Source organism: Ruegeria sp. CDSA246 (genome assembly GCF_059611225.1).
Genome location: NZ_JBXWPD010000004.1, coordinates 177749 through 198501, shown reverse-complemented (window position 1 = coordinate 198501; position 20753 = coordinate 177749). Strand labels below are relative to the sequence as shown.

Here is a 20753-nt window from a genome sequence, read left to right as displayed (position 1 = left end):
CCGAAAGCCATGCCCGGAATACGGGGAATTTACAGTGTGGCTGCGCAGTGACAGCATAGGCTTTGCCGCCCGTTGACGCCCAACGGCCCCTTGCATAGGAAGGGCAAAACCCAACGGAACCGGGCGCAGTGGCGTCCAAAGGGAATGTCATGACCGACCAGTCCAGCGCACCACGTTCTTTTCAAGAGATTATCTTGCGGCTTCAGACCTATTGGGCCTCGAAAGGCTGCGCTATTCTGCAGCCCTATGACATGGAGGTTGGTGCAGGCACGTTCCACCCGGCGACCACCTTGCGCGCGTTGGGGTCGAAAACCTGGGCCGCAGCTTATGTGCAGCCTTCGCGCCGTCCGACGGACGGACGCTACGGCGAGAACCCCAACCGGTTGCAGCACTATTATCAGTATCAGGTGCTGATCAAACCCAGCCCGCCGGATTTGCAAGACCTGTATCTCGGCAGCCTCGAAGCCATCGGCATCGACATGAACCTGCATGACATCCGGTTTGTCGAAGACGACTGGGAAAGCCCCACTCTGGGTGCCTGGGGATTGGGTTGGGAAGTTTGGTGTGACGGCATGGAAGTCAGCCAGTTCACGTATTTCCAGCAGGTCGGAGGCCATGATTGCGCACCGGTCTCGGGCGAGCTGACCTATGGTCTGGAGCGTCTGGCGATGTATGTACTTGGCATTGATCACGTGATGGACATGCCATTCAACGATCCGCAGTCACCAAGCCCGCTTTCCTATGGCGACATCTTCAAACAGACCGAAGAGGAATACGCCCGCTGGAATTTTGACGTGGCCAACACCGAAGTGTTGTTGCGCCACTTCGAAGAGGCCGAGGCTGAGTGCGCCGCCATTCTGGCACAAGAGCATGACGACCCAAAAACTGGCAAGCGCATCATCATGGCGCACCCGGCCTATGATCAGTGCATCAAGGCCAGTCACGTTTTCAACCTGCTGGACGCGCGGGGCGTGATCTCGGTAACCGAGCGTCAGGCCTATATCGGCCGGGTGCGGGCTTTGGCGAAACAATGCGCGGACGCATTCCTGCTGACCGAGGCCGCCGGGTTCGAGGCTTGATGCGCCGCTCAGGCCAGTCCGGGCAGCAAGACCTTGAGGCCAGCCGCGATCATGCTGATTGCGATGGCCGACAGGATCATGCCCATGAACCGGCTCATGATAACACGGGCATTGTCAGACAGACGTTTGGCAATGGCTGCGGCGTTCCAGAATGTCACGAACAGCAACAACAGAACGGCCAGAAAAACGCCAGCGTAAACAATGGCATCTACCGGCTTGTGGATGTGGCTCGCATACAGGATCAACGTGGTAATTGTGCCCGGCCCGACAAGGATCGGAAAGGCCAGCGGATAAAAGGCAACCGTGTCAGGTTCGGGGTAGGCTTGCCGTTCCCCCTCGGTTCCGTGATGCGACGTGCTGGGCTTTCCGTTCAGCATGTTCAGGCCGATCATCAGAACGACCAGACCGCCCGCGACGCGCAAGTCATCGACGCTGATGCCGAACAGGCTGAGCGTTTGACTTCCCACAGCCGCAAACGATGCGCCGAGGATCAGGCAGTAGAACGCCGTCTTTGTAGCCACTTTGCGTTGCTCAGCCGGGGCAAGGCCGTCGGTGACGCTAAGGAACACTGGCAGGTTCGTGATTGGATTCATGATCGCAAAAAGCGCTCCGAAGAATCCTACTGCAAGGGTGCTGTCCATTTCAAAAGTCTCTTTGCGCCTGTAATCAATTGGAACCTGTCCTATTTTTACCGATCGTGAAAGAGGCATCGTGAGCAAAAGGAAAAGACGATGACAGGAAAAGTGCTTGCGATCATAGTGCTGATCTCGGCGGCAGTAGCCGGTTTTGGGATGTATTACCTGCAGATCTACGGATTTTATTATGACGTGGAGTCCAAGCCCGGACAGGACGTCATGTTGATGACGGAAGGGGCCGAGGCGCCCACGCCTATATCCTACAGTGCGTTTCAGGCGATTGACGCGGACAGCTCACCCATCCGCTACCGTGCCTGTTTCGAAACGGATCTGACGCTTGCGCAGATTGAGGAAACCCATGTCGCGGTCGAGAATGCAGAGCCGCTAACCGCGCCCGGATGGTTCGATTGCTTTGACGCCGTGGCGGTGGCAGATGCCCTGAAATCAGGCGAGGCCAAGGCCTTTCTGGGCGCAAAAAACATCCACTTTGGCGTTGACCGAATTGTTGCCGTTACAAATGGCGGCAAAGGCTATGTCTGGCACGCGCTGAACAATTGCGGCGAAAAGGCCTATGACGGCACCGTGATTGGCGAAGAATGCCCGGACCGGCCACAGAATTGAGGATATGATGACCGCCGAGACCCTGCAGATACCTGATTTCCTGACCGCTACGTTGGGCTTTGCTGTGTATCTTTTGGGGGTCGAGATCAATGCGCGCGTCGCCGCATTGCGCCAGTTTAACATTCCCGAACCTGTCACGGGTGGCCTGCTGGCCTCACTGGTCGTGTTGTTGTTGTATCTGGCCTTCGATCTTGAGCTGTCGTTTGACCTTGCCACACGGGATTTTCTTTTGGTGGTGTTCTTTGCGGGCATCGGGTTAAACGCACGACTCTCTGACTTGATATCAGGCGGCAAGCCTCTGTTTTTACTTTTGATCCTGACTTTGGCTACGATTGTTGCGCAAAACGGGATCGGGGCAATTGGGGCGTCTATGTTCGGGTATCCGGCGCAGGCTGGGGTTTTGTTCGGCTCGGCATCTCTGATCGGCGGGCACGGAACTGCGATTGCCTGGGCCCCCGAGGTTGCCGAGGCCACCGGCCTGGACGGCGCAACTGAGCTAGGCGTTGCCGTTGCAACACTTGGGCTTGTTCTGGCTGCTTTGGTTGGTGGACCGATAGCGCGGCTTCTGGTCGAAGGGCGCAACCTCAGCCCTGCACGCCCCGACGAGGATCACACAGTGGGGCTTCCCACTGACGGCGATGACGTGTCCAACGAAATCGATCATCTGTCGATCATGCGCGTTCTCCTGTTCCTCAACCTGGCGATCATTGCGGGGTATTCGCTGGGCGAGGCGATCAGCGCTGCCGGTTTGAAGCTGCCGCTGTTCGTGCCTTGTCTCATCATGGGCATCGTCATCGCGAACCTGCGCGCATGGCTTGCGCCCAGCCGCCCACCAATTGAACGCACCCCCTCGCTGGCGTTGATTTCGGAATTCTCGCTGGGTGCGTTTTTGGCCATGTCATTAATGAGCCTGCAGCTTTGGACCATCGCGGAACTCGGCCTTGCCATTGTGGTCATCATGTCGGCCCAGACCTTGTTCGCAGTGGCTTTTGTGATCTGGGTTCTGTTTCCTGTCATGGGCAGCAATTACCGCGCCGCCGTTCTGGCCGCCGGTTTCGGAGGCTTCGCCCTAGGCGCCACCCCGACCGCTATTGCAAATATGACCGCTGTCACCAAACGATATGGCCCATCGCCTATTGCTTTTATCGTATTGCCCCTTGTATCCGCATTCTTTGTGGATATCGCTAATGCCATCGTCATTCAGACGATCGTAAATTTCTAAGGACCGAATATGCCCGACCTGCTGATCGAATTGTTTTCCGAGGAAATCCCCGCGCGCATGCAGACCCGTGCCGGCGAAGACCTGAAAAAGCGGATCACCGATGGTTTGGTCGAGGCCGGTTTGACCTACGCATCTGCTGCTTCGCTGACAACGCCGCGCCGCCTGACACTGGCGGTCGAAGGATTGCTGGCGGAAAGCCCCATGATCCGCGAAGAACGCAAGGGCCCAAAGGTAGACGCGCCGGACAAAGCCATCGAAGGGTTTCTGCGCGGCGCAGGTCTGAGCCGCGATCAGTTGGAAGAGCGTGAGACCCCCAAAGGCTCGGTCTATTTCGCCACCATCGAAAAGCCCGGCCGTCCTGCGGCCGAGATCGTGGCCGAAGTGCTTGAGGCGACAATCCGCAATTTCCCCTGGCCGAAATCGATGCGCTGGGGCAGTGGCGGTCTGCGCTGGGTGCGCCCGCTGCACTCGATCCTGTGCATTCTGACCGACGAGACCGGCGCGCAGGTTGTGCCAATGGAAGTCGACGGCATCCAGTCCGGCGACACCACCGAAGGTCACCGTTTCATGGCGCCGGGTCGCTTTGCGGTCTCGTCCTTCGAGGATTACGCCGCCAAGCTGAAGCGCGCGTTTGTGGTGCTGTCGCCTGCGGAGCGCGCAGAGCACATCTGGAACGACGCCCAGAACCTTGCCTTTGCGGCGGGGCTTGAGGTCGTTGACGACAAGGGCCTGCTGGCAGAGGTCGCAGGTCTGGTCGAATGGCCAGTTGTCCTGATGGGGCAGATCGATGATGAGTTTCTGGAACTGCCTCCCGAGGTTCTGCAGACCTCGATGAAAGAGCATCAGAAGTTCTTTTCCGTGAAGAACCCCAAGACGGGCCGGATTGAGCGGTTCATCACTGTTGCGAACCGTGAAACCACTGATAATGGCACGACCATTCTGGCAGGGAACCAAAAGGTGCTGTCGGCTCGTCTGGCGGATGCCAAGTTCTTTTGGGAGAACGATCTGCGCGTTGCCAAATCGGACATCGCCCAATGGACCCGCGCGCTGGAGAATGTGACCTTCCACAACAAGCTGGGAACTCAAGTCGAGCGGATCGACCGCATCGCGGCGCTTGCCCGCGAATTGGCCCCGGTGACGGGCGCGGATGCCGATCAGGCCGAGAAAGCCGCTCGTCTGGCCAAGGCCGATTTAAGCTCCGAGATGGTCTATGAATTCCCGGAACTTCAAGGGCTTATGGGTCGTTATTACGTCGAAGCCGCCGGCGAGGACGCCGCCGTGGCCGCCGTGGCGCAGGAACATTACTCGCCGTTGGGGCCGTCGGATGATGTGCCCACCGCGCCGTTGTCAGTAACTGTGGCGCTGGCCGACAAGTTGGACACGCTGACCGGGTTCTGGGCGATTGAGGAAAAGCCCACGGGATCGAAAGACCCGTTTGCCCTACGCCGCGCGGCGTTGGGCGTGACGCGATTGATACTCGAAAACGATTTGCGTCTAAGATTGGATCGGTTCTTTGATAGCCAGTTGGTTCGGGCAGAGGGTGCCATCAATGACGCGTTGCCGAAATCAGATGTCGAGGACCTGCTGGAAGAAATCGCGGATCACGGCGTCTTCGGTGCAGCCTTCAAAGCGGTCAAAGACAATCTCGGCGACAAGCCGACCGCTGAATTTCTGGGGTTGGAGAAGAAAGTCCCGGACGCGTCCGACGATCTCCTCTCCTTCTTCCATGACCGCCTCAAAACCTTCCTCCGGGACGAGGGCATCCGCCACGACATCATCGACGCATGTATCGCGATGGAGGGAAATGACGACCTCAACCTGCTGGTCAAACGCGCCCGCGCGCTGAATGCCGTGATCGCGACAGAGGATGGCGAGAACCTCGTGCAGGGGTTCAAGCGCGCCAACAATATTCTGACCCAGGCCGAGGAGAAGGACGGGGTCGAGTACTCCTATGGTGCGGATATCAAGTTTGCAGAGACCGACAGTGAAAAAGCTCTGTTCGGCGCGTTGGAAGCTGCACAGGCCAAGATAGACCCGGCGCTGAAGGCCGAGGATTTCCCCGCCGCCATGTCGGCCATGGCCGATCTGCGCGGCCCGGTGGATGCGTTCTTTGAGGATGTTCAGGTCAATACCGACAACGACATCCTGCGCCGTAACCGTCTGAACCTGCTAAGCCAGATCCGTCAGGTCTGTTCCAGTGTTGCCGATCTGAGCCGCATCGACGGCTGATCCAGAACGCCCTTGCGCCATTGGTGCAGGGGCTTATGCTGCGGTGAAACCAAAAGGTGCCGCAGTGCAGAATAATCCGCATACTACGCTTATCACGTCCGAAGCGCCCGTTGCCGCCAACACGCATGGCGGGCGCGCGAAATGTTTGCAACGTCTGGTTCGTCTGGAACTGCCGGTTCCACGAACGGTCGCGTTGTCGTTTGATGCGGTGCATCAGATATCAGACGGACAGGTGCCGGATTTAGCTGCTGTTCTTGAGCAGTTTGATCAGACTGCGCTGCTGTGTGTCCGGCCCAGTTCCGAAGATCCCGATTGGGGCGGCCCGGGTGCCATCCTGAACATCGGCATGAATGACGCGCGCTATGTCGACCTGTCGGATTCGATGGGGGTCGAGGCCGCCGCAGCGCTGTATCTGCGCTTTGTCCAAAGCTATGCCGTTCATGTTGCGCGGCTGGACCCCGATGTGTTTGACGAGATCGATGCAGATGGCCGTGAAGGTCTGCAGGAATCTCTGCGGGCTTACGAGGACGAGACGGACGAAGCCTTTCCACAGGATCGCGGAGAGCAGCTGATTGCCGTGCTGCGTTCGATGGCCCGGGCATGGGAGGGCACCTCGGCCCGATTGTTGCGTCAGGCCAAGGGTGCGCCGGCGGACGCGGGTCTGGGTTTGGTGATCCAAGAGATGATCCCCGGCGTCGGGCAGGGCGAGTGCGGATCGGGTGTGCTGCAACTGATTGATCCGACCACTGGATTGCCTCAGATCACCGGTCGGTATCTGAGCCAAAGTCAGGGACGGGATGCGCTAGGGGAAGGCGTCGCGGCGCTGTACCTCGAAAAGGACCCGCGCGGAGTGTCTTTGGAAGATGTCGCGCCCGAGGCTTTTGCGGACCTCAAGACGCATGCAGCGCTGATGCGGGTCAAGCTGCGCGAGGAAATGCAGGTCGAGTTCGTGATCGAAAACGGCCACGTTCACATTTTGGACGGTGTACGGGTGCAACGCAGTGCCCGGGCCGCGATGCGCATCGCCGTGCGGCTTGCGGAAGACGGGATCATCCCGCCGCAAGAGGCGGTGATGCGGGTGGATCCGCATTCCCTGAACGAGCTGTTGCACCGACAGGTTCACCCTGATGCGGAACGGGACATCCTGACCACCGGAATTGCCGCCAGTCCGGGTGCTGCGACCGGCAAGATCGTGTTCACCTCGGCCGAGGCGCAGGCAAGCGCTGCGCGTGGGGAACCGTGCATTCTGGTTCGGCGCGAGACCTCTCCGGAAGATGTACGGGGCATGCATGCCGCCGTGGCGGTCCTGACGGAAAAGGGCGGCATGACCAGCCACGCGGCCGTGATTGGCCGGGGTTTGGGCCTGCCGTGCATCGTCGGCGCGTCCGAGATGCGGTTTCAGACAAAGAAAAAACAGCTGATGGCTCCCGACGGGCGGGTATTCAATACAGGCGACACATTGACCATCGACGGTAGCTCGGGTCAGGTGTTGGCTGGGCAACCGACCATGCTGGAGGCTGCGCTGGATGACTGTTTCCAGACCCTGATGGGCTGGGCGGACGCAGAGCGGGATATTGCCATCCGCGCCAATGCGGACACACCTGCAGACGCGCAAACCGCGCGGAACTTCATGGCACAAGGGATCGGGTTGTGCCGGACCGAGCACATGTTCTTTGACCCCGGCCGCCTGATCGTGATGCGCGAAATGATCTTTGCGCAGACCTCATCCGGTCGCGAAGCGGTCTTGGAACGCTTGCTGCCGATGCAACGCGATGATTTCGCGCAGCTATTCCGGATCATGGAAGGCCAGCCTGTCTGTATCCGTCTATTCGATCCACCGTTGCACGAGTTTCTTCCGACCACGCGCACCGGCCAACGCGAACTTGCCGAAGCGCTGGACCTGCCGGTCTCAGATGTCGAACGCAGGGTCGACGCCATGACCGAATACAACCCGATGCTGGGCCTGCGCGGAGTTCGTCTGGGCGTGACGGTTCCCGAAATATACGACATGCAGGCGCGTGCGATTTTCGAGGCGACGCTTGAAGCCAGCAAAGACGGGGCACCGGTGGTGCCCGAGGTGATGATCCCGCTTGTCTCTGCCAAGCGCGAGGTCGAGCTGGTCAAGGCGCGCATCGATTCCGTGGCGGCAGCCGTCGCCGCTGAACGCGGGCAGGAATTTGAGTACCGGCTGGGCGTGATGGTCGAAACCCCTCGGGCTTGTTTGCGGGCAGCCGAGATCGCGCCGCAAACCGCGTTTTTAAGTTTCGGAACCAACGACCTGACGCAGATGACCTATGGCCTGTCCCGCGATGACGCAGGCCGGTTCATGTCGGCTTATGTCCGGCAGGGTGTCTTTGTCGAAGATCCGTTTCATGTGTTGGACGCGGACGGAGTTGGCGAATTGCTTAAACTGGGAGCTGAACGCGGCAGGCAAGCACAACCAGAAGTCACATTGTCAGTTTGCGGCGAACATGGCGGGAACCCCGAATCAATCGCCATTTGCCGGGAATTGGGCTTTGACTATGTGTCCTGTTCGCCCTTCCGGGTGCCCGTCGCTCGGCTGGCTGCCGCTCAACTGGCGATTTCGTCCAGACTTGGGGGTTGACAGAAGGGCGGCACTCTAGAATTAGTAGGTAACAGAAAGCGCCGTCGTCAAATATTGTTGACGAAACGGCGATTTTCCACTTGCTTTTTCGTCAGAACTGGACGTCGCCGTTTGAATTCGGTATGAGCCTCATCGCGCCCGCCGGGGGAGGGTCTGGCGCTAATTGTGCCTGTGCGAGGTTATCTGATGCTACGATACATATTGGCTGTTGCCACATTGGCAGCAACCGTGCTGCCGAGTGTTTCCGTCGCCGAGAGGGAAGCCACCGAATCTGCCAAACGCGAACTTGTAACCCGAAGCGAATTGCCCGGGCAAAAGTTCCGTGATTACTTGGGCCTGTTTAAGCCACGTAAAGAACCCGTGCTGCAACAGGTGTCCTATTCCAAGGATTGGCTGGATCAACTGCCGACTGCCGCTGGTGACGAGAACTTCAAATGTCTGGCTGAGGCGCTTTACTTTGAAGCGCGCGGCGAAAGCGTTCGCGGTCAGTTTGCCGTGGCCGAGGTGATCCTGAACCGGGTCAAAAGTAGCCGCTTTCCAAGTTCGCTGTGCGGGGTGATCAAGCAGGGAACCGGTAAGAAGTACCAATGCCAGTTCACCTACACCTGCGATGGTCAGAAAGAAGTTATCCGCGAGAAAAGAGCCTATGAGCGTGTGTCCAAGGTTGCCCGTGCGGCAATCGACGGCGTTGGCGTCGGGCTGACCGAAGGGGCGACCCATTACCACACCAAGGCGGTGCGCCCGTCATGGTCGCGCGTCTACAAAGAAACGGCCCGGATCGGCGTTCACATTTTCTACCGCCACAACTATCGGACCGCGAGCAACTGATTGACGCACCCGCGCTGGAACCTTGATTGCGCGGGGCGTTTTCTGCCTTATGTAGCGGACCAGGAGGTCCGCCATGATGTTATCCCGCAGACGGTTTCTGCAAACTTCGACCGCGCTTGCCTTGCTGCCAAAGGTGGCGCATGCGGCCAGCTCCGATCTGGTTGCGCAAGAAGCGGTGCAACAGATTGCGCCTGACGGATATCCAGCTACGCCGGTTTGGACCTATGGCGGCCGCGTTCCCGGAGTCGACATCCGATTGCCTCAGGGCGGGCGCGTCAGTCGCAAGCTGATAAACAACCTGTCTCAACCGACGGCAGTGCATTGGCACGGAATTCGGATCGACAACGCCATGGATGGCGTGCCGGGGTTGACGCAGGACGCGGTCGAGACGGGCCAATCCTTCGACTATGACTTTGTTGCACCCGATGCAGGAACCTATTGGTATCACTCGCATAACCGGTCTACCGAACAGGTTACCCGAGGTCTCTATGGATCTCTGATTGTTGAAGAATCCAGCCCGCCGGATGTTGATCAGGATCTGACGCTGATGCTGGACGACTGGCGGCTGGACCCGGAAACCGCGCATATCGTGGACGATTTTGACAATGGGCACGATCTTAGCCATGCGGGGCGGCTGGGTAATCTGGTGTCCGTCAATGGCGGTTTCGATCCGGCATACCCTGTTGGATCGGGGGAACGATTGCGATTACGCCTGATCAACGCATCGAACGCTCGGATATTTGATTTGGCGTTGGACGGGCTTGCAGGTTGGATTGTGGCTTTGGATGGGATGCCGCTGGCAGTTCCATTGCCTGTAGAGGACAGCTTCCCACTTGCGCCCGCACAACGGGCGGACCTTGTCGTGGATGTAACGTCCGCGTCCGGGGAAGTCGCGGGTCTCGCCAGTATCGAGCGGGACGGCGGCTATGGCTTGGTACGCTTTCAAGTTTCCGAGGCCTCCATATCGCAAAGGCAGGGTATTGAACCATTGCCTGCGAACAATATGCCTGAATTTCAGTATGATCAGGCACCGCTGCATCGCATGTCCCTGCAGGGCGGCGCGATGCGATGGCTGGAAGGGGCCAAGCTTGGCGATCAGGACCTGACAGGCCGTGAGCTGGCTCAACTGGGCAGGTTCTGGGCGTTGAACGGATACGCGGAACGACCCAAGGATCCGTTTCTGGATGCGCGTCTGGGTCAGGTGCACCGGATCGAGTTTGTGAACGAAACCGTTTTCCCTCATGCCATGCACCTGCATGGTCACCACTTCCGGCTCATCCTGCCGGATGGCAGTTTGGGGCCTTGGCGCGACACTATACTGGTGGACCGGGGCCAGACCCGTCAAATCGCTCTGGTCACAGATAACCCAGGCGATTGGCTGCTGCATTGCCACATGCTGGGACACGCCGCCTCGGGCATGATGAGCTGGTTCCGCGTCAGCTGACGCCGCATTCGATGGCTGGAAAGACGCATGTTGCGGTGCTATACGCGCGCGCATCGTTTATTTTGGGCAAACACGTCCACAAAGCCCGAAAAGGTCCGCCTGTATGAGCTCTGAAATCCGTCTTGCCTTTGCGCACCCGTCCGAGCGGTCCGAAGCGACCGCTGCCCGGGGGCCGTTGGACCGAATTTCTCTGCGCGATCATATCGTCGAGGTTGAAATCGGCGCGTTTCAGGCCGAGCGTGGTACGACCCAGCGTATTTGTTTTAACATAGTAGTGGAAGTTCGCCCGCTGACCGATCCCATCGACGATGACGTGGATCGCATCCTGTCCTACGACCGGGTGACTGAGGCGATCGCGTACGAGCTTGCGGCGGAACGTCTTAACCTGCTTGAGACGTTGGCAGACCGGGTGGCCGAGCGAATTTTACTTGAGCCGCAGGCCGTAAGAGCGTTTGTCAGAATAGAAAAACTTGATCGAGGTCCCGGCGCCTTGGGTGTCGAGATTGTGCGCGGAAAAGACAAGGCTCATCACGACGTCGTCGAGGAAGAGCGCCCGCATCCCCGGCTGGCCTTTCTGTCGAACGAGGCTATCGCATCGCCCAATCTGACCGGATGGATCGATCAGCTGGAAAATCGTGAACGCCCGTTGATCCTATGTGTCGGCGCGGCGGATATGCCTGTTTCACAGACTGGCCACGCGATGACCCAACGCCGAATTGATCTGTTGGCGATTGAACAGAACGCCTGGGTTTTGGCTGCCCGCGATCACCGCTGTGTTGTCGTTTCAACGCGGACTGAGCTGGATTGGGCCATGAAAAATGGTCAGATTTGCGTCTGGGCACCCTCAAAAATCGTGCTGGATGCTGTTGACGGCCAATCGGCGGCACCTTCGGATGCGGTGGCGCTGGCGGCATGGTTTGCTGCCACTTTTGAAGCGAGTGAGATGATGGTGATCGGCGGCGCGCTGCCCGACGCCCCTGAAACCCCGTTGCGTGCGATCTCGGTGGATCAGGCACAACTGTGACCGCGTATTTTCGACCTTTGGTTCAGCACGGTCCGAACCGTCCGTTGGGGGCTGTACCAATTGCGGGCCAGCCGCTGTGGTTTACCGATGTCGAACGGTTAAGCCGTGAAGAGCCCCCAAGGATCATTGCCGTGCAGGATGTGCCGGACGACGCGCTGGACCGTCTGACGCGTCCGCGTGCCGATGTCGCCGGCCTTGCCATGGATCGCCCGCACATTATGGGCATTCTGAATGCAACGCCGGACAGTTTCTCGGATGGCGGCGTGCACAATTCGGTCAGTTCGGCCCAATCTGCGGCTGAACAGATGGTGTCACAAGATGCAACCATTCTGGATATTGGCGGCGAATCGACCCGACCCGGAGCAACTTTCGTGCCCGAAGATGAAGAGATCGCGCGAACCCGCCCCCTGATCGAAGCGATCAAATCCCGCACTGATGCGCTGATATCCATCGATACGCGCAAATCCGCCGTCGCCAAAGCAGCGTGGAAGGCCGGAGCAGGGCTGATCAACGATGTAACAGGATTTACCTTTGACCCACAGCTTGCGCCGTTTTGCGCACAAGTTGGCGCTCCGGTCTGTGTGATGCACATGCAGGGCGATCCGGGCACAATGCAAGACAATCCGACCTATGACGACGTTCTGCTGGATGTCTACGATTTCCTTGAAGGGCAGGTGGATCGTCTCGAAAAACTCGGGTTGGACCGGGATCAGATTATCGTTGATCCAGGCATAGGGTTTGGCAAGACCGAGGCACATAACCTGGCCTTACTGCAAGGGATCAGCCTGTTTCATGGTCTAGGTTGCCCGATCCTGCTGGGTGTGTCCCGAAAAGGTATTATTGGGCAGATTGGCAAAGAGCCGCGCAAGGGCGCCCGCGCGCCGGGATCAATCGCCGTCGGGCTGGCTGGATTGTCACAAGGCGTTCAAATTCTGCGCGTGCACGATGTTGCAGAAACCGCTCAGGCCTTGCGCCTTTGGGCCGCCGTCCGGTAAGGCGGAGGCAGGCAAGAAATGACGGAGTGACATTATGCGCAAGCTGTTCGGAACCGATGGGGTGCGGGGTACAGCCAATACCCATCCAATCACGGCTGAAATGGCATTGCGCATCGGGGCCGCCGCTGGCCGTTACTTCCGCCGCGATCAATCCGACGTCCACCGTGTTGTGATCGGTAAGGATACGCGCCTGTCCGGCTATATGGTGGAAAACGCCCTGACGGCCGGATTGACTTCGACCGGGATGAACGTGTTGCTGCTTGGACCGGTGCCGACGCCCGCTGTTGGTCTGATGACACGGTCGATGCGCGCGGATCTTGGGGTGATGATCTCGGCCAGCCATAACCCGGCCGAGGACAACGGAATCAAGTTCTTTGGTCCTGACGGATACAAGCTGTCTGATCAGGCGGAGCTCGAGATTGAAAAGCTGATCGAAGAAGGTGTCAAACCTGCGCAGGCACGGAATATCGGCCGTGCCAGACGGGTGGATGATGCGCGGTTCCGATATGGTGAACGCGTCAAATCTTCGCTGTCGCGTGACTTGCGTTTGGACGGGCTAAAAGTTGTAGTCGATTGCGCCAATGGGGCCGCTCACCGCACGGCGCCCGAGGTTTTGTGGGAATTGGGTGCCGAGGTGATCCCGGTCGGCATCACGCCGAATGGTAAGAATATCAACCTCAACTGTGGTTCGACCAAACCGCAGCTGGCTGCCGAAACCGTGGTGGCCCATGGCGCAGATATCGGGATTTGTCTGGACGGTGATGCCGATCGCGTCGTTATGATCGACGAGAATGGCCAAGTCGCGGATGGGGATCAGTTGATGGCGCTTTTGGCGACCAGCTGGGCCGAAGCAGACCGTCTGAAAGGCGGCGCGCTGGTTGCAACGGTTATGTCGAACCTTGGCCTGGAACGTCATCTAGAAAGCCATGGCTTGCGTCTGGAACGCACCGGCGTCGGGGATCGCTATGTCGTTGAACGTATGCGCGAAGGCGGGTTCAACCTGGGTGGCGAACAATCGGGCCACATCGTCATGAGCGACTATGCGACCACAGGCGACGGCCTTATGGCAGGCCTCCATTTCCTGGCGGAGATGGTTCATACGGGTCAAAAAGCATCGGAATTGGCGGTGCAGTTCGAAACCGTACCGCAAATGCTGAAGAACGTGCGCTATGGCGAAGGACAAGCCCCGCTTGAGGCCGCCAGTGTGCAGGCTGCAATTTCTGACGCCGAGGCGCGGCTGAACGGGCAGGGACGGTTGCTGATCCGCAAATCAGGTACGGAACCTCTGATCCGCGTCATGGCGGAATGTGAAGATGATGCGCTGCTGACCCAGGTTGTCGACGGCATCGTTGCCGAAGTCGAGGCCGTCACAGGCTAGCGCCCAGTCAACATCTTTCGCAGGCTGAACCACTGGCTGATGGCCAGCCCGGTCAGGATCATGGCCAGCGCCACGAAAAAGCGCAGCGGCAACGCTTCGGACAGAACCCATGCGCCGAACACCATGGACCAAATCGGGACCTGGTAATTCACCAGCGTCATAAAGACCGATCCTGCGCTGCGAATGACGGATACGCGCAGCAGTGTTGCAAATGCCGTAGGGACCAACCCCAAAACGATGATGGCAATGCTTGGGCGGGTACCTTCCCACGTGGGGACGCCTTCGGTCACGAACATGATCGGCAAAAGGATTACTGCGCCGACCAGCAGGGTCAGGGCGGCCAGAACCACCGGATCAATGGGCGGACATTGACGGGTGAAGATCGACGCCAGAGAATAACACAAGGCGGCCCCGATGCAGGCCAGTTGCGCTAAAGGTTCCGACCCGTGGCCGAGTTGCGCCAAGCCGGGGCCGATCAGCACCAACGCACCGCAGAATCCAAGGATCACGCCCACCAATTTTCTCAGGTTCAGGGGCTCGTCCGAAAAGAAATGCGCCAGCGGCAGTACCATCAGAGGGATTGCGGCCATGGACAGACCCGCGAAGGCGGACGGTACGTATTGCTGCCCCCAGCTTAGCAGAACAAAGGGCAGGGCCGAGGACAAGATACCGATCACGATGACCGAAGCCCACAAGGCGGTCGACCCCGAGGGTAGCTTGCGGTTTGTAGCGGCCATCAGCCCCAGCAACATTACTGCGCCAAGCGTCGTCCGCGCGGTGGCGACTGTGATAGGTCCATACCCTTCCAGCGCCATGGTGACGACCATGAACGTACCGCCCCAGATCAGGCCAAGGGTGATAACGCCGCTCCAATCGCGGGATGTGGGGTGCTGAACCATCTGCGTCTCGGCTTGGGGTAAGGACAAAAAAGGGCGGCCTTATGGGCCGCCCCTTCGCATTCGCTTGGCAGGATCAGTTCTTTTCCTGATCGACCAGCTTGCCAGCAGAGATCCACGGCATCATGTCGCGCAGTTTCTTACCAACTTGTTCGATCTGATGCTCATCATTGTGGCGACGGGCCGCTTTGATGGTCGGCTGACCGACGGCGTTTTCCAGCATGAAGTCACGGACGAACTTTCCGGTTTGGATGTCGGACAACGTCTCTTTCATCGCTTTCTTGGTCTGCTCATAAGGCAGAATGCGCGGGCCGGTGACGTACTGGCCGTACTCGGCAGTGTTCGAGATCGAGTAATCCATGTTCGCGATACCGCCTTCATAGATTAGGTCTACGATCAGCTTGGTTTCGTGCAGACACTCGAAATAGGCCATTTCGGGTGCATAACCTGCCTCAACCAGAGTCTCGAAACCACAACGGATCAGTTCGACGATGCCGCCGCACAGAACGGCCTGCTCACCGAACAGGTCGGTTTCGCATTCTTCGCGGAAGTTGGTCTCGATGATACCCGAGCGGCCGCCACCGATGGCCGAGCAATAGGACAGGCCGATTTCCAGGGCCTTTCCGGTCGCGTCGCTGTCAACAGCGACCAGGCAAGGCACGCCGCCGCCTTTGACGTATTCGCCGCGTACGGTGTGGCCGGGGCCTTTGGGGGCCATCATGATGACGTCGATGCCTTCTTTCGGCTCAATCAGGCCAAAGTGGACGTTCAGGCCATGGGCAAAGGCAATGGCGGAGCCGGGCTTGATGTTGTCATGCACGTATTTCTTGTAGGTCTCGGCCTGCAGTTCGTCGGGCATGGTGAACATGATGACGTCGCACCAAGCGGCCGCTTCGGCGATGCCCATGACTTCCAGACCCTCGGCTTCGGCTTTCTTGGCGGATGCCGAGCCTTCGCGCAGAGCGACGACAAGGTTCTTCGCACCCGAGTCGCGCAGGTTAAGTGCGTGGGCGTGGCCTTGGCTGCCGTAGCCCAGGATTGCTACTTTTTTGTCTTTGATCAGGTTGATGTCGCAATCGCGATCGTAATAGACGCGCATGTCGCCGGTCCTTTCTGGTTAGATTGCCGAGGGTTTTACCTGCCGGATGTTGTATTGGCGATAGGGTTGCACTTGAGTATTTGCGAAAAAGATGAAGAATAATTCGTGTGATGCCAAAAATACGAAAAAATCATGCTTGATGACATAGACCGTCGAATTCTGCGCCATTTTCAGGCCGACCCCAGTCTGTCAGCCGCGGAACTCGCCGAGCGTTGCCGTATCAGCCAAGGGGTCTGCTGGCGCCGGGTCGAAAAGATGCAGGCCGCAGGCATCATCCAAGGGCAAGAGGCCGTGATCGACTGGGCGGCACTTGGGTACGCGGTCGAGGTTTCGCTGCGGGTCACGCTGGACAAGACCCAATCGCGCGCGTTTGACGAATTCACTTCGGCCGCCCGGCAGGTGCCTGAGGTGATCGAATTGCAGACCTTTCTGGGCCGGGTAGATGTGCGTCTGTCGGTGATTGCCAGGGACATGGCACATTACCAACAACTCTACCGCGACCGCATTCTGACCCTGCCGCATATCGCGGATATTGAGGCCTTGATGCACATCGCGCGGGTCAAAAGCGAAGAGGTGCTGCCGGTATGATCGATCTGGATGAACTTGACCGAAAGATACTGCGCGCGCTGGCGCAGGATGCTTCGCTAAGCGCGGGGGCGTTGGGACGTAAGCTGGGATTGTCACAACCCGCGACATGGCGGCGCATCCGCCGGCTGGAAACCTCGGGCATTATCAAGGGTCGCCGGTTGCGCCTGAATGCCGAGGCGTTGGGCTTTGGTGTGACCGTGTTCCTTGGCGTGAAACTGGCGCGCAAGGGTCAGGTCAGTCTGGAGGATTTTGAGCGTGCCGTCAGTGCTATTCCAGAAGTTCAGACCGTCGAGCATGTGCTGGGTCTGTACGACTATCGCCTGCGGGTGGTTGCCCGCGACTTGTCCGATTTTGAGCGGGTCCTGCGCCGTCGGATCATGACCTTGCCCGGCGCAGGAGATGTCGAAGCCAACGTTCTGCTAAGTGAGGAACGTTTGCCGGGACCGATCGGATAAGCCCGTTCAGTATCGCGTGCGGATGCAATATCCCGGATGGTGCGTCATCCGGGCAAATGCCATCGGATTTCCGTTCTTCCAGGTCGTGCGCTCTAGCTGGATCATCGACGTTCCGGGGGTGGTTCCCATGAATTCCGCCAATCGTCCGTCCGCGGAGATCGCGCAAAAGGAGACCTCAGCCTCGGTAAACGGAGAGGCGTTCAATAGCCATTCATGGGGGCCCTGGGTGCTCAGATCAGCATGTTCGATTTCGGGTACCGCATCTATGTTGATCCAGCGTTCTTCCAACTGGAAGGGACGGTTGTCGGCATAATGCATGCAGATGACTTGCAGGACGCGAATGTCCGCGGAAACACCGATCTGTGAAGCCAGCCAACCGGGGCTTGCGACCACGTTGCGTTCAACCAGCGAGTACCGATAGGTTGCATTTTGGCTTTCAACCGTTTGACGAGCCAACGAAAATTCTAGCTTGGCGTGCTTGCTGGGTTCCTTTTTGACCCGGGTCCCGCTTTTGCGTTTGCGCTCGACAAAGCCCTGATCAGAAAGCTCGCGCAGGGCACGGTTCACTGTCGCGCGTGCGCAATTGAATTCCTCGGCAAGCTGTGTTTCGGTTGGCAGAAGCGATCCCTGCGGCCAAATGCGGCTTTCGATCCGCCGTTTGACTTCGTCCCGTACAACTTGAAAACTGATCCGCTTATGCGCATTCACCTGTCGAAATACCTTTCTTCTGCAAAGTGAGTGCATCTGGTCAGAAACACGTCAGAGTGTAAAGGGCGACTGACACTAATTGGCGTCATTTCTTGCCAGATTCGACCAACAAAATATCATTTGAGTGTTTTGTTTTTGGTTCCCTTAGGCCAGATATTCGGGTTCAGTACGGGTCTCGGCAAACTAACCCGGGTCGCGAGGCCGCTGACGACAATTTGAAAGGACAAACCATGCCAGCGCTATTGGACACCGTCGATCCCTCTGGGCTCGAAGAGTTCTCGGTCGTGTTTACGGATCGGTCTCTGAACCACATGTCAGTGCAGTTTCAACAGGTGATGCGGGACATCTCGGGGTTGCTGAAGGATGTGTATAATGCGGATGGTGTGGCGATTATCCCTGGTGGTGGCACCTATGGGATGGAGGCCGTCGCCCGGCAATTTGCGCGCAACGCCAATGTACTTGTCGTTCGGAACGGGTGGTTTTCCTATCGCTGGAGCCAGATCATCGAATCCGGTGATCTGACGGCGTCGGCGACGGTTCTCAAAGCTCGTGAAACCGGCAATTCCAGCCCGTCGCCCTTTGCCCCCGCACCGATTGACGAGGTTGTTTCAACAATCCGTGAACAGCGTCCGGACGTTGTTTTTGCCCCACATGTAGAGACCTCGGCCGGTGTCATTCTGCCCGACGATTACGTGACTGCCATGGCCTCTGCTGCGCATGAGGTTGGGGCGTTAATGGTGCTGGACTGCATCGCCTCGGGTTGTGCCTGGGTCGACATGAAGGCCATCGGTGTGGACGTTCTGATCTCGGCCCCCCAGAAAGGGTGGAGCGCATCGCCCTGCGCGGGTCTTGTCATGTTTTCTGAGCGTGCCGAAGCGCGGTTGGAGGAGACGACGTCTGACAGCTTTGCCGTTGATCTGAAGAAATGGCGGCAGATCATGCAAGCCTATGAAAATGGCGGGCATGCGTATCACGCGACCATGCCCACGGATGCGTTGAAGGCGTTCCACGATACGATGGTTGAGACCCGCGATTATGGGTTCGACAAGCTGCGCGACGCCCAATGGGCGTTGGGCAATGGTGTGCGGGCGATGCTGCGGGACAAAGGCATCGTTTCGGTCGCGGCAGACGGATTTGGCGCACCGGGTGTCGTGGTCAGCTATACCTCGGACCCAGATGTTCAGAATGGTAAGAAATTTGCCGCTTTGGGCATGCAGATCGCAGCCGGTGTGCCGCTGCAATGTGATGAGCCTGAAGGGTTCAGCACCTTCCGCCTTGGTCTGTTCGGTTTGGACAAATTGTATGACGTTGACGGCACCATCGGGCGGCTCAAGCGCGTGCTGGATCAGGTTCTGTGAAACCGTTCGGGCCTTAGCGTACGCCGAGGCCCATTTGCATCAAGGTCTTGCGAACAGCCGGCAAGGAATAGAGCGCATTCAGCCCCATTGCCCGCACGTCCCTTAACGGCCGCGCCTCGATCATCGAGGCGCGGTTCAGCAGGTCGATTCCTTTGACCCGCATCTCGATCTCGGTATGGCGGGCTTTGTGATAGGCATCGAGCATCTGCGCGTCGCCCAAACCTTCGGGGCGGGCCTGCGCCAGTTCCAGCAGGCTGCTCAGATCGCCCAGCGACATGTTCAATCCCTGGGCTCCAATTGGCGGCACCACATGGGCAGCTTCGGCCATTAGTGCGACTCGCTCGCCAGCCAGACGTTCTGCTGACTGGCTGATGATCGGCCAGATGGTCCGGCGCGAAGCCAGTTTTAACGGTCCGAACAACCCACAGGACCGTTCGGTCATCAGCGCCTCAAACGCTTCGGGCTTGGTGTTAAGTAACTCAACAGCGCGGGGTCCGCGCTCCATCCACACGATCGCCGAAGACGGTTGCCCCTGCCAATCGGGCAGGGGGACCAGGGTGAAGGGCCCACCCGAGCGATGGATCTCGGTCGAGACATTGTCATGGGGAATCGGATGTGTGACCGCAAAGGCCAATGCTTTCTGGCCATAGCGCGTTGTATGGACCTTGATCCCAGCCGCTTCACGCATGGGAGAGTTGCGCCCGTCAGCAGCGACCACCAGCTTGCAACGAATGCGGCTGCCGTCACTCAGGCCGACACGCGCTTCGGCGGTACGGGTGAACAGGCTGACAGTGCCTGTACCGGGACGGAAATCGACATTGGGCAATTCGGCCAGTCGTGCCACCATCTCGCGCCGAAGCAGCCAGTTGGGCAGGTTCCAACCGAACGGTTGATCCGAGATATCAGCGGCGTTGAAATCGCGCACAACGCGGGGTTCAGGAACATCTCCGCCTGCGTCCACAATCCGCATGATCTGCAAAGGGGCCGCGTGTGCGTCCAGCCGTTGCCACAACCCACATTGCTCTAACAGCCCGTGTGCGGGCTGAAGAAATGCGGTGGTTCGCAAATCAGAGCCGTCCACGTCGCGCTCGGTTATCGGGGGCGTCGGGTCCACGCAAATAACGTCGAACCCGGCGGTTCCAAAGGCCGCCGCGGCGGTCAGACCGGCGATTCCTCCGCCGGAAATCAGGATGTCACAGCTGTCTTTCATGACCTTGGCCTCCGAGTGTTGGGCAGACCCTAGTTCGGTTCCTCCGCCGGTGCCAAGTGACATCCTGTCTCGCGTGTCAGCCGCGCGAGATCAGGATGAGGATCAGGAACATCACCGGCACCATCATCACCGCCGGGATGTACAGGCCCGGCAAGCCAAACAACAGGGCAGAACATCCCCACATGCTGAAAATCGCGGCCGCTGTATAACCCCATTCTTCGCCCTTTGCATGAGCGGCATCCTTGGCTAGCCAGCCAAACAGGGGGATTGCAAACAACAGGCGCTGCCAGATGGGCAGGCGTCCGGGCATCTCGATCGCGCTCATGGGGTCTCCGATTCTGTTCGTCGCTGAGGCGCATATAGGGTCGATGATGCACCT

Annotated in this window: 19 protein-coding genes; 13 read left to right on the top strand and 6 right to left on the bottom strand. The window is 58.7% G+C overall.

From position 1 onward, the window contains the following. The first annotated feature begins 149 nt into the window (after positions 1-149). Entirely contained in the window at positions 150-1079 is a 930-nt protein-coding gene (locus AC2FI9_RS06840; protein WP_496766811.1) for a glycine--tRNA ligase subunit alpha, read from the top strand. 8 nt (positions 1080-1087) lie between these two features. Here AC2FI9_RS06840 and AC2FI9_RS06835 read toward each other — a convergent pair whose 3' ends face one another. Beyond that, positions 1088-1720, bottom strand: a complete 633-nt coding sequence (locus AC2FI9_RS06835; protein WP_496766810.1) for a MarC family protein — start codon at positions 1718-1720, stop codon at positions 1088-1090. A 90-nt stretch (positions 1721-1810) separates the two neighbouring features. On the opposite strand from AC2FI9_RS06835, the gene AC2FI9_RS06830 reads away from it, so the two are divergent. The 9 genes from AC2FI9_RS06830 to glmM all read left to right on the top strand — a co-directional run bounded on the left by AC2FI9_RS06830 (position 1811) and on the right by glmM (position 14060). Beyond that, positions 1811-2335 carry a DUF6446 family protein gene (locus AC2FI9_RS06830; RefSeq protein ID WP_496722183.1) on the top strand — a complete coding sequence of 175 codons (525 nt, stop codon included), beginning with the start codon at positions 1811-1813 and terminating at the stop codon, positions 2333-2335. 7 nt (positions 2336-2342) lie between these two features. Continuing rightward, positions 2343-3557: a sodium/glutamate symporter gene (gene gltS / locus AC2FI9_RS06825; RefSeq protein ID WP_496766809.1), complete on the top strand. Its 1215-nt coding sequence runs from the start codon at positions 2343-2345 to the stop codon at positions 3555-3557. Between the two features lie 9 nt (positions 3558-3566). Next, positions 3567-5786 carry a glycine--tRNA ligase subunit beta gene (glyS, locus tag AC2FI9_RS06820; RefSeq protein WP_496766808.1) on the top strand — a complete coding sequence of 740 codons (2220 nt, stop codon included), beginning with the start codon at positions 3567-3569 and terminating at the stop codon, positions 5784-5786. 43 nt (positions 5787-5829) lie between these two features. Continuing rightward, complete coding sequence (locus tag AC2FI9_RS06815; protein WP_496766807.1) at positions 5830-8391, top strand: putative PEP-binding protein; 2562 nt, start codon at positions 5830-5832, stop codon at positions 8389-8391. Positions 8392-8577: 186 nt separating this feature from the next. Beyond that, the gene (locus AC2FI9_RS06810) at positions 8578-9219 is read left to right on the top strand and encodes a cell wall hydrolase (protein ID WP_058277625.1); all 642 of its coding nucleotides are present in this window, start codon (positions 8578-8580) and stop codon (positions 9217-9219) included. Between the two features lie 73 nt (positions 9220-9292). Further along, a complete protein-coding gene (locus AC2FI9_RS06805) occupies positions 9293-10663 on the top strand; it encodes a multicopper oxidase family protein (RefSeq protein ID WP_496766806.1) in 1371 nt (456 codons plus the stop codon). A gap of 103 nt (positions 10664-10766) precedes the next feature. Continuing rightward, positions 10767-11687: a dihydroneopterin aldolase gene (locus AC2FI9_RS06800; RefSeq protein WP_496766805.1), complete on the top strand. Its 921-nt coding sequence runs from the start codon at positions 10767-10769 to the stop codon at positions 11685-11687. After that, positions 11684-12682: a dihydropteroate synthase gene (gene folP, locus AC2FI9_RS06795; RefSeq protein ID WP_496766804.1), complete on the top strand. Its 999-nt coding sequence runs from the start codon at positions 11684-11686 to the stop codon at positions 12680-12682. The genes AC2FI9_RS06800 and folP overlap by 4 nt, the downstream gene beginning before the upstream one ends. A 34-nt stretch (positions 12683-12716) precedes the next feature. Continuing rightward, positions 12717-14060, top strand: coding sequence for a phosphoglucosamine mutase (gene glmM / locus AC2FI9_RS06790; RefSeq protein ID WP_496766803.1), 1344 nt, complete (start codon positions 12717-12719; stop codon positions 14058-14060). Here the strand turns inward: glmM and AC2FI9_RS06785 are convergent. Beyond that, the gene (locus tag AC2FI9_RS06785) at positions 14057-14959 is read right to left on the bottom strand and encodes a DMT family transporter (protein ID WP_496766802.1); all 903 of its coding nucleotides are present in this window, start codon (positions 14957-14959) and stop codon (positions 14057-14059) included. The two genes, glmM and AC2FI9_RS06785, sit on opposite strands and share 4 nt — an antisense overlap. Before the next feature lie 73 nt (positions 14960-15032). After that, complete coding sequence (gene ilvC / locus AC2FI9_RS06780) at positions 15033-16055, bottom strand: ketol-acid reductoisomerase (protein ID WP_058273912.1); 1023 nt, start codon at positions 16053-16055, stop codon at positions 15033-15035. Positions 16056-16187: 132 nt separating this feature from the next. Between ilvC and AC2FI9_RS06775 the strand changes: the two genes are divergently transcribed. Then, positions 16188-16643 (top strand): Lrp/AsnC family transcriptional regulator, encoded by a 456-nt coding sequence (locus AC2FI9_RS06775; protein ID WP_496766801.1) that lies wholly within the window; start codon positions 16188-16190, stop codon positions 16641-16643. Beyond that, positions 16640-17098: an Lrp/AsnC family transcriptional regulator gene (locus AC2FI9_RS06770; RefSeq protein ID WP_496766800.1), complete on the top strand. Its 459-nt coding sequence runs from the start codon at positions 16640-16642 to the stop codon at positions 17096-17098. Before AC2FI9_RS06775 ends, AC2FI9_RS06770 begins: the two co-directional genes overlap by 4 nt. 6 nt (positions 17099-17104) lie before the next feature. On the opposite strand, the gene hutC is transcribed toward AC2FI9_RS06770, so the two are convergent. Next, a complete protein-coding gene (gene hutC / locus AC2FI9_RS06765; RefSeq protein ID WP_496722205.1) occupies positions 17105-17806 on the bottom strand; it encodes a histidine utilization transcriptional repressor HutC in 702 nt (233 codons plus the stop codon). Positions 17807-18036: 230 nt separating this feature from the next. Here hutC and AC2FI9_RS06760 point away from each other — a divergent pair, with 230 nt between their 5' ends. Continuing rightward, positions 18037-19164, top strand: a complete 1128-nt coding sequence (locus tag AC2FI9_RS06760; RefSeq protein ID WP_496766799.1) for an aminotransferase class V-fold PLP-dependent enzyme — start codon at positions 18037-18039, stop codon at positions 19162-19164. A 13-nt stretch (positions 19165-19177) separates the two neighbouring features. On the opposite strand, the gene AC2FI9_RS06755 is transcribed toward AC2FI9_RS06760, so the two are convergent. Next, a complete protein-coding gene (locus AC2FI9_RS06755; protein ID WP_496766798.1) occupies positions 19178-20374 on the bottom strand; it encodes a UbiH/UbiF family hydroxylase in 1197 nt (398 codons plus the stop codon). Between the two features lie 76 nt (positions 20375-20450). After that, on the bottom strand, positions 20451-20699 hold the full coding sequence (locus tag AC2FI9_RS06750; RefSeq protein WP_282168549.1) for a hypothetical protein: 249 nt from the start codon (positions 20697-20699) through the stop codon (positions 20451-20453). Positions 20700-20753: the final 54 nt, after the last annotated feature.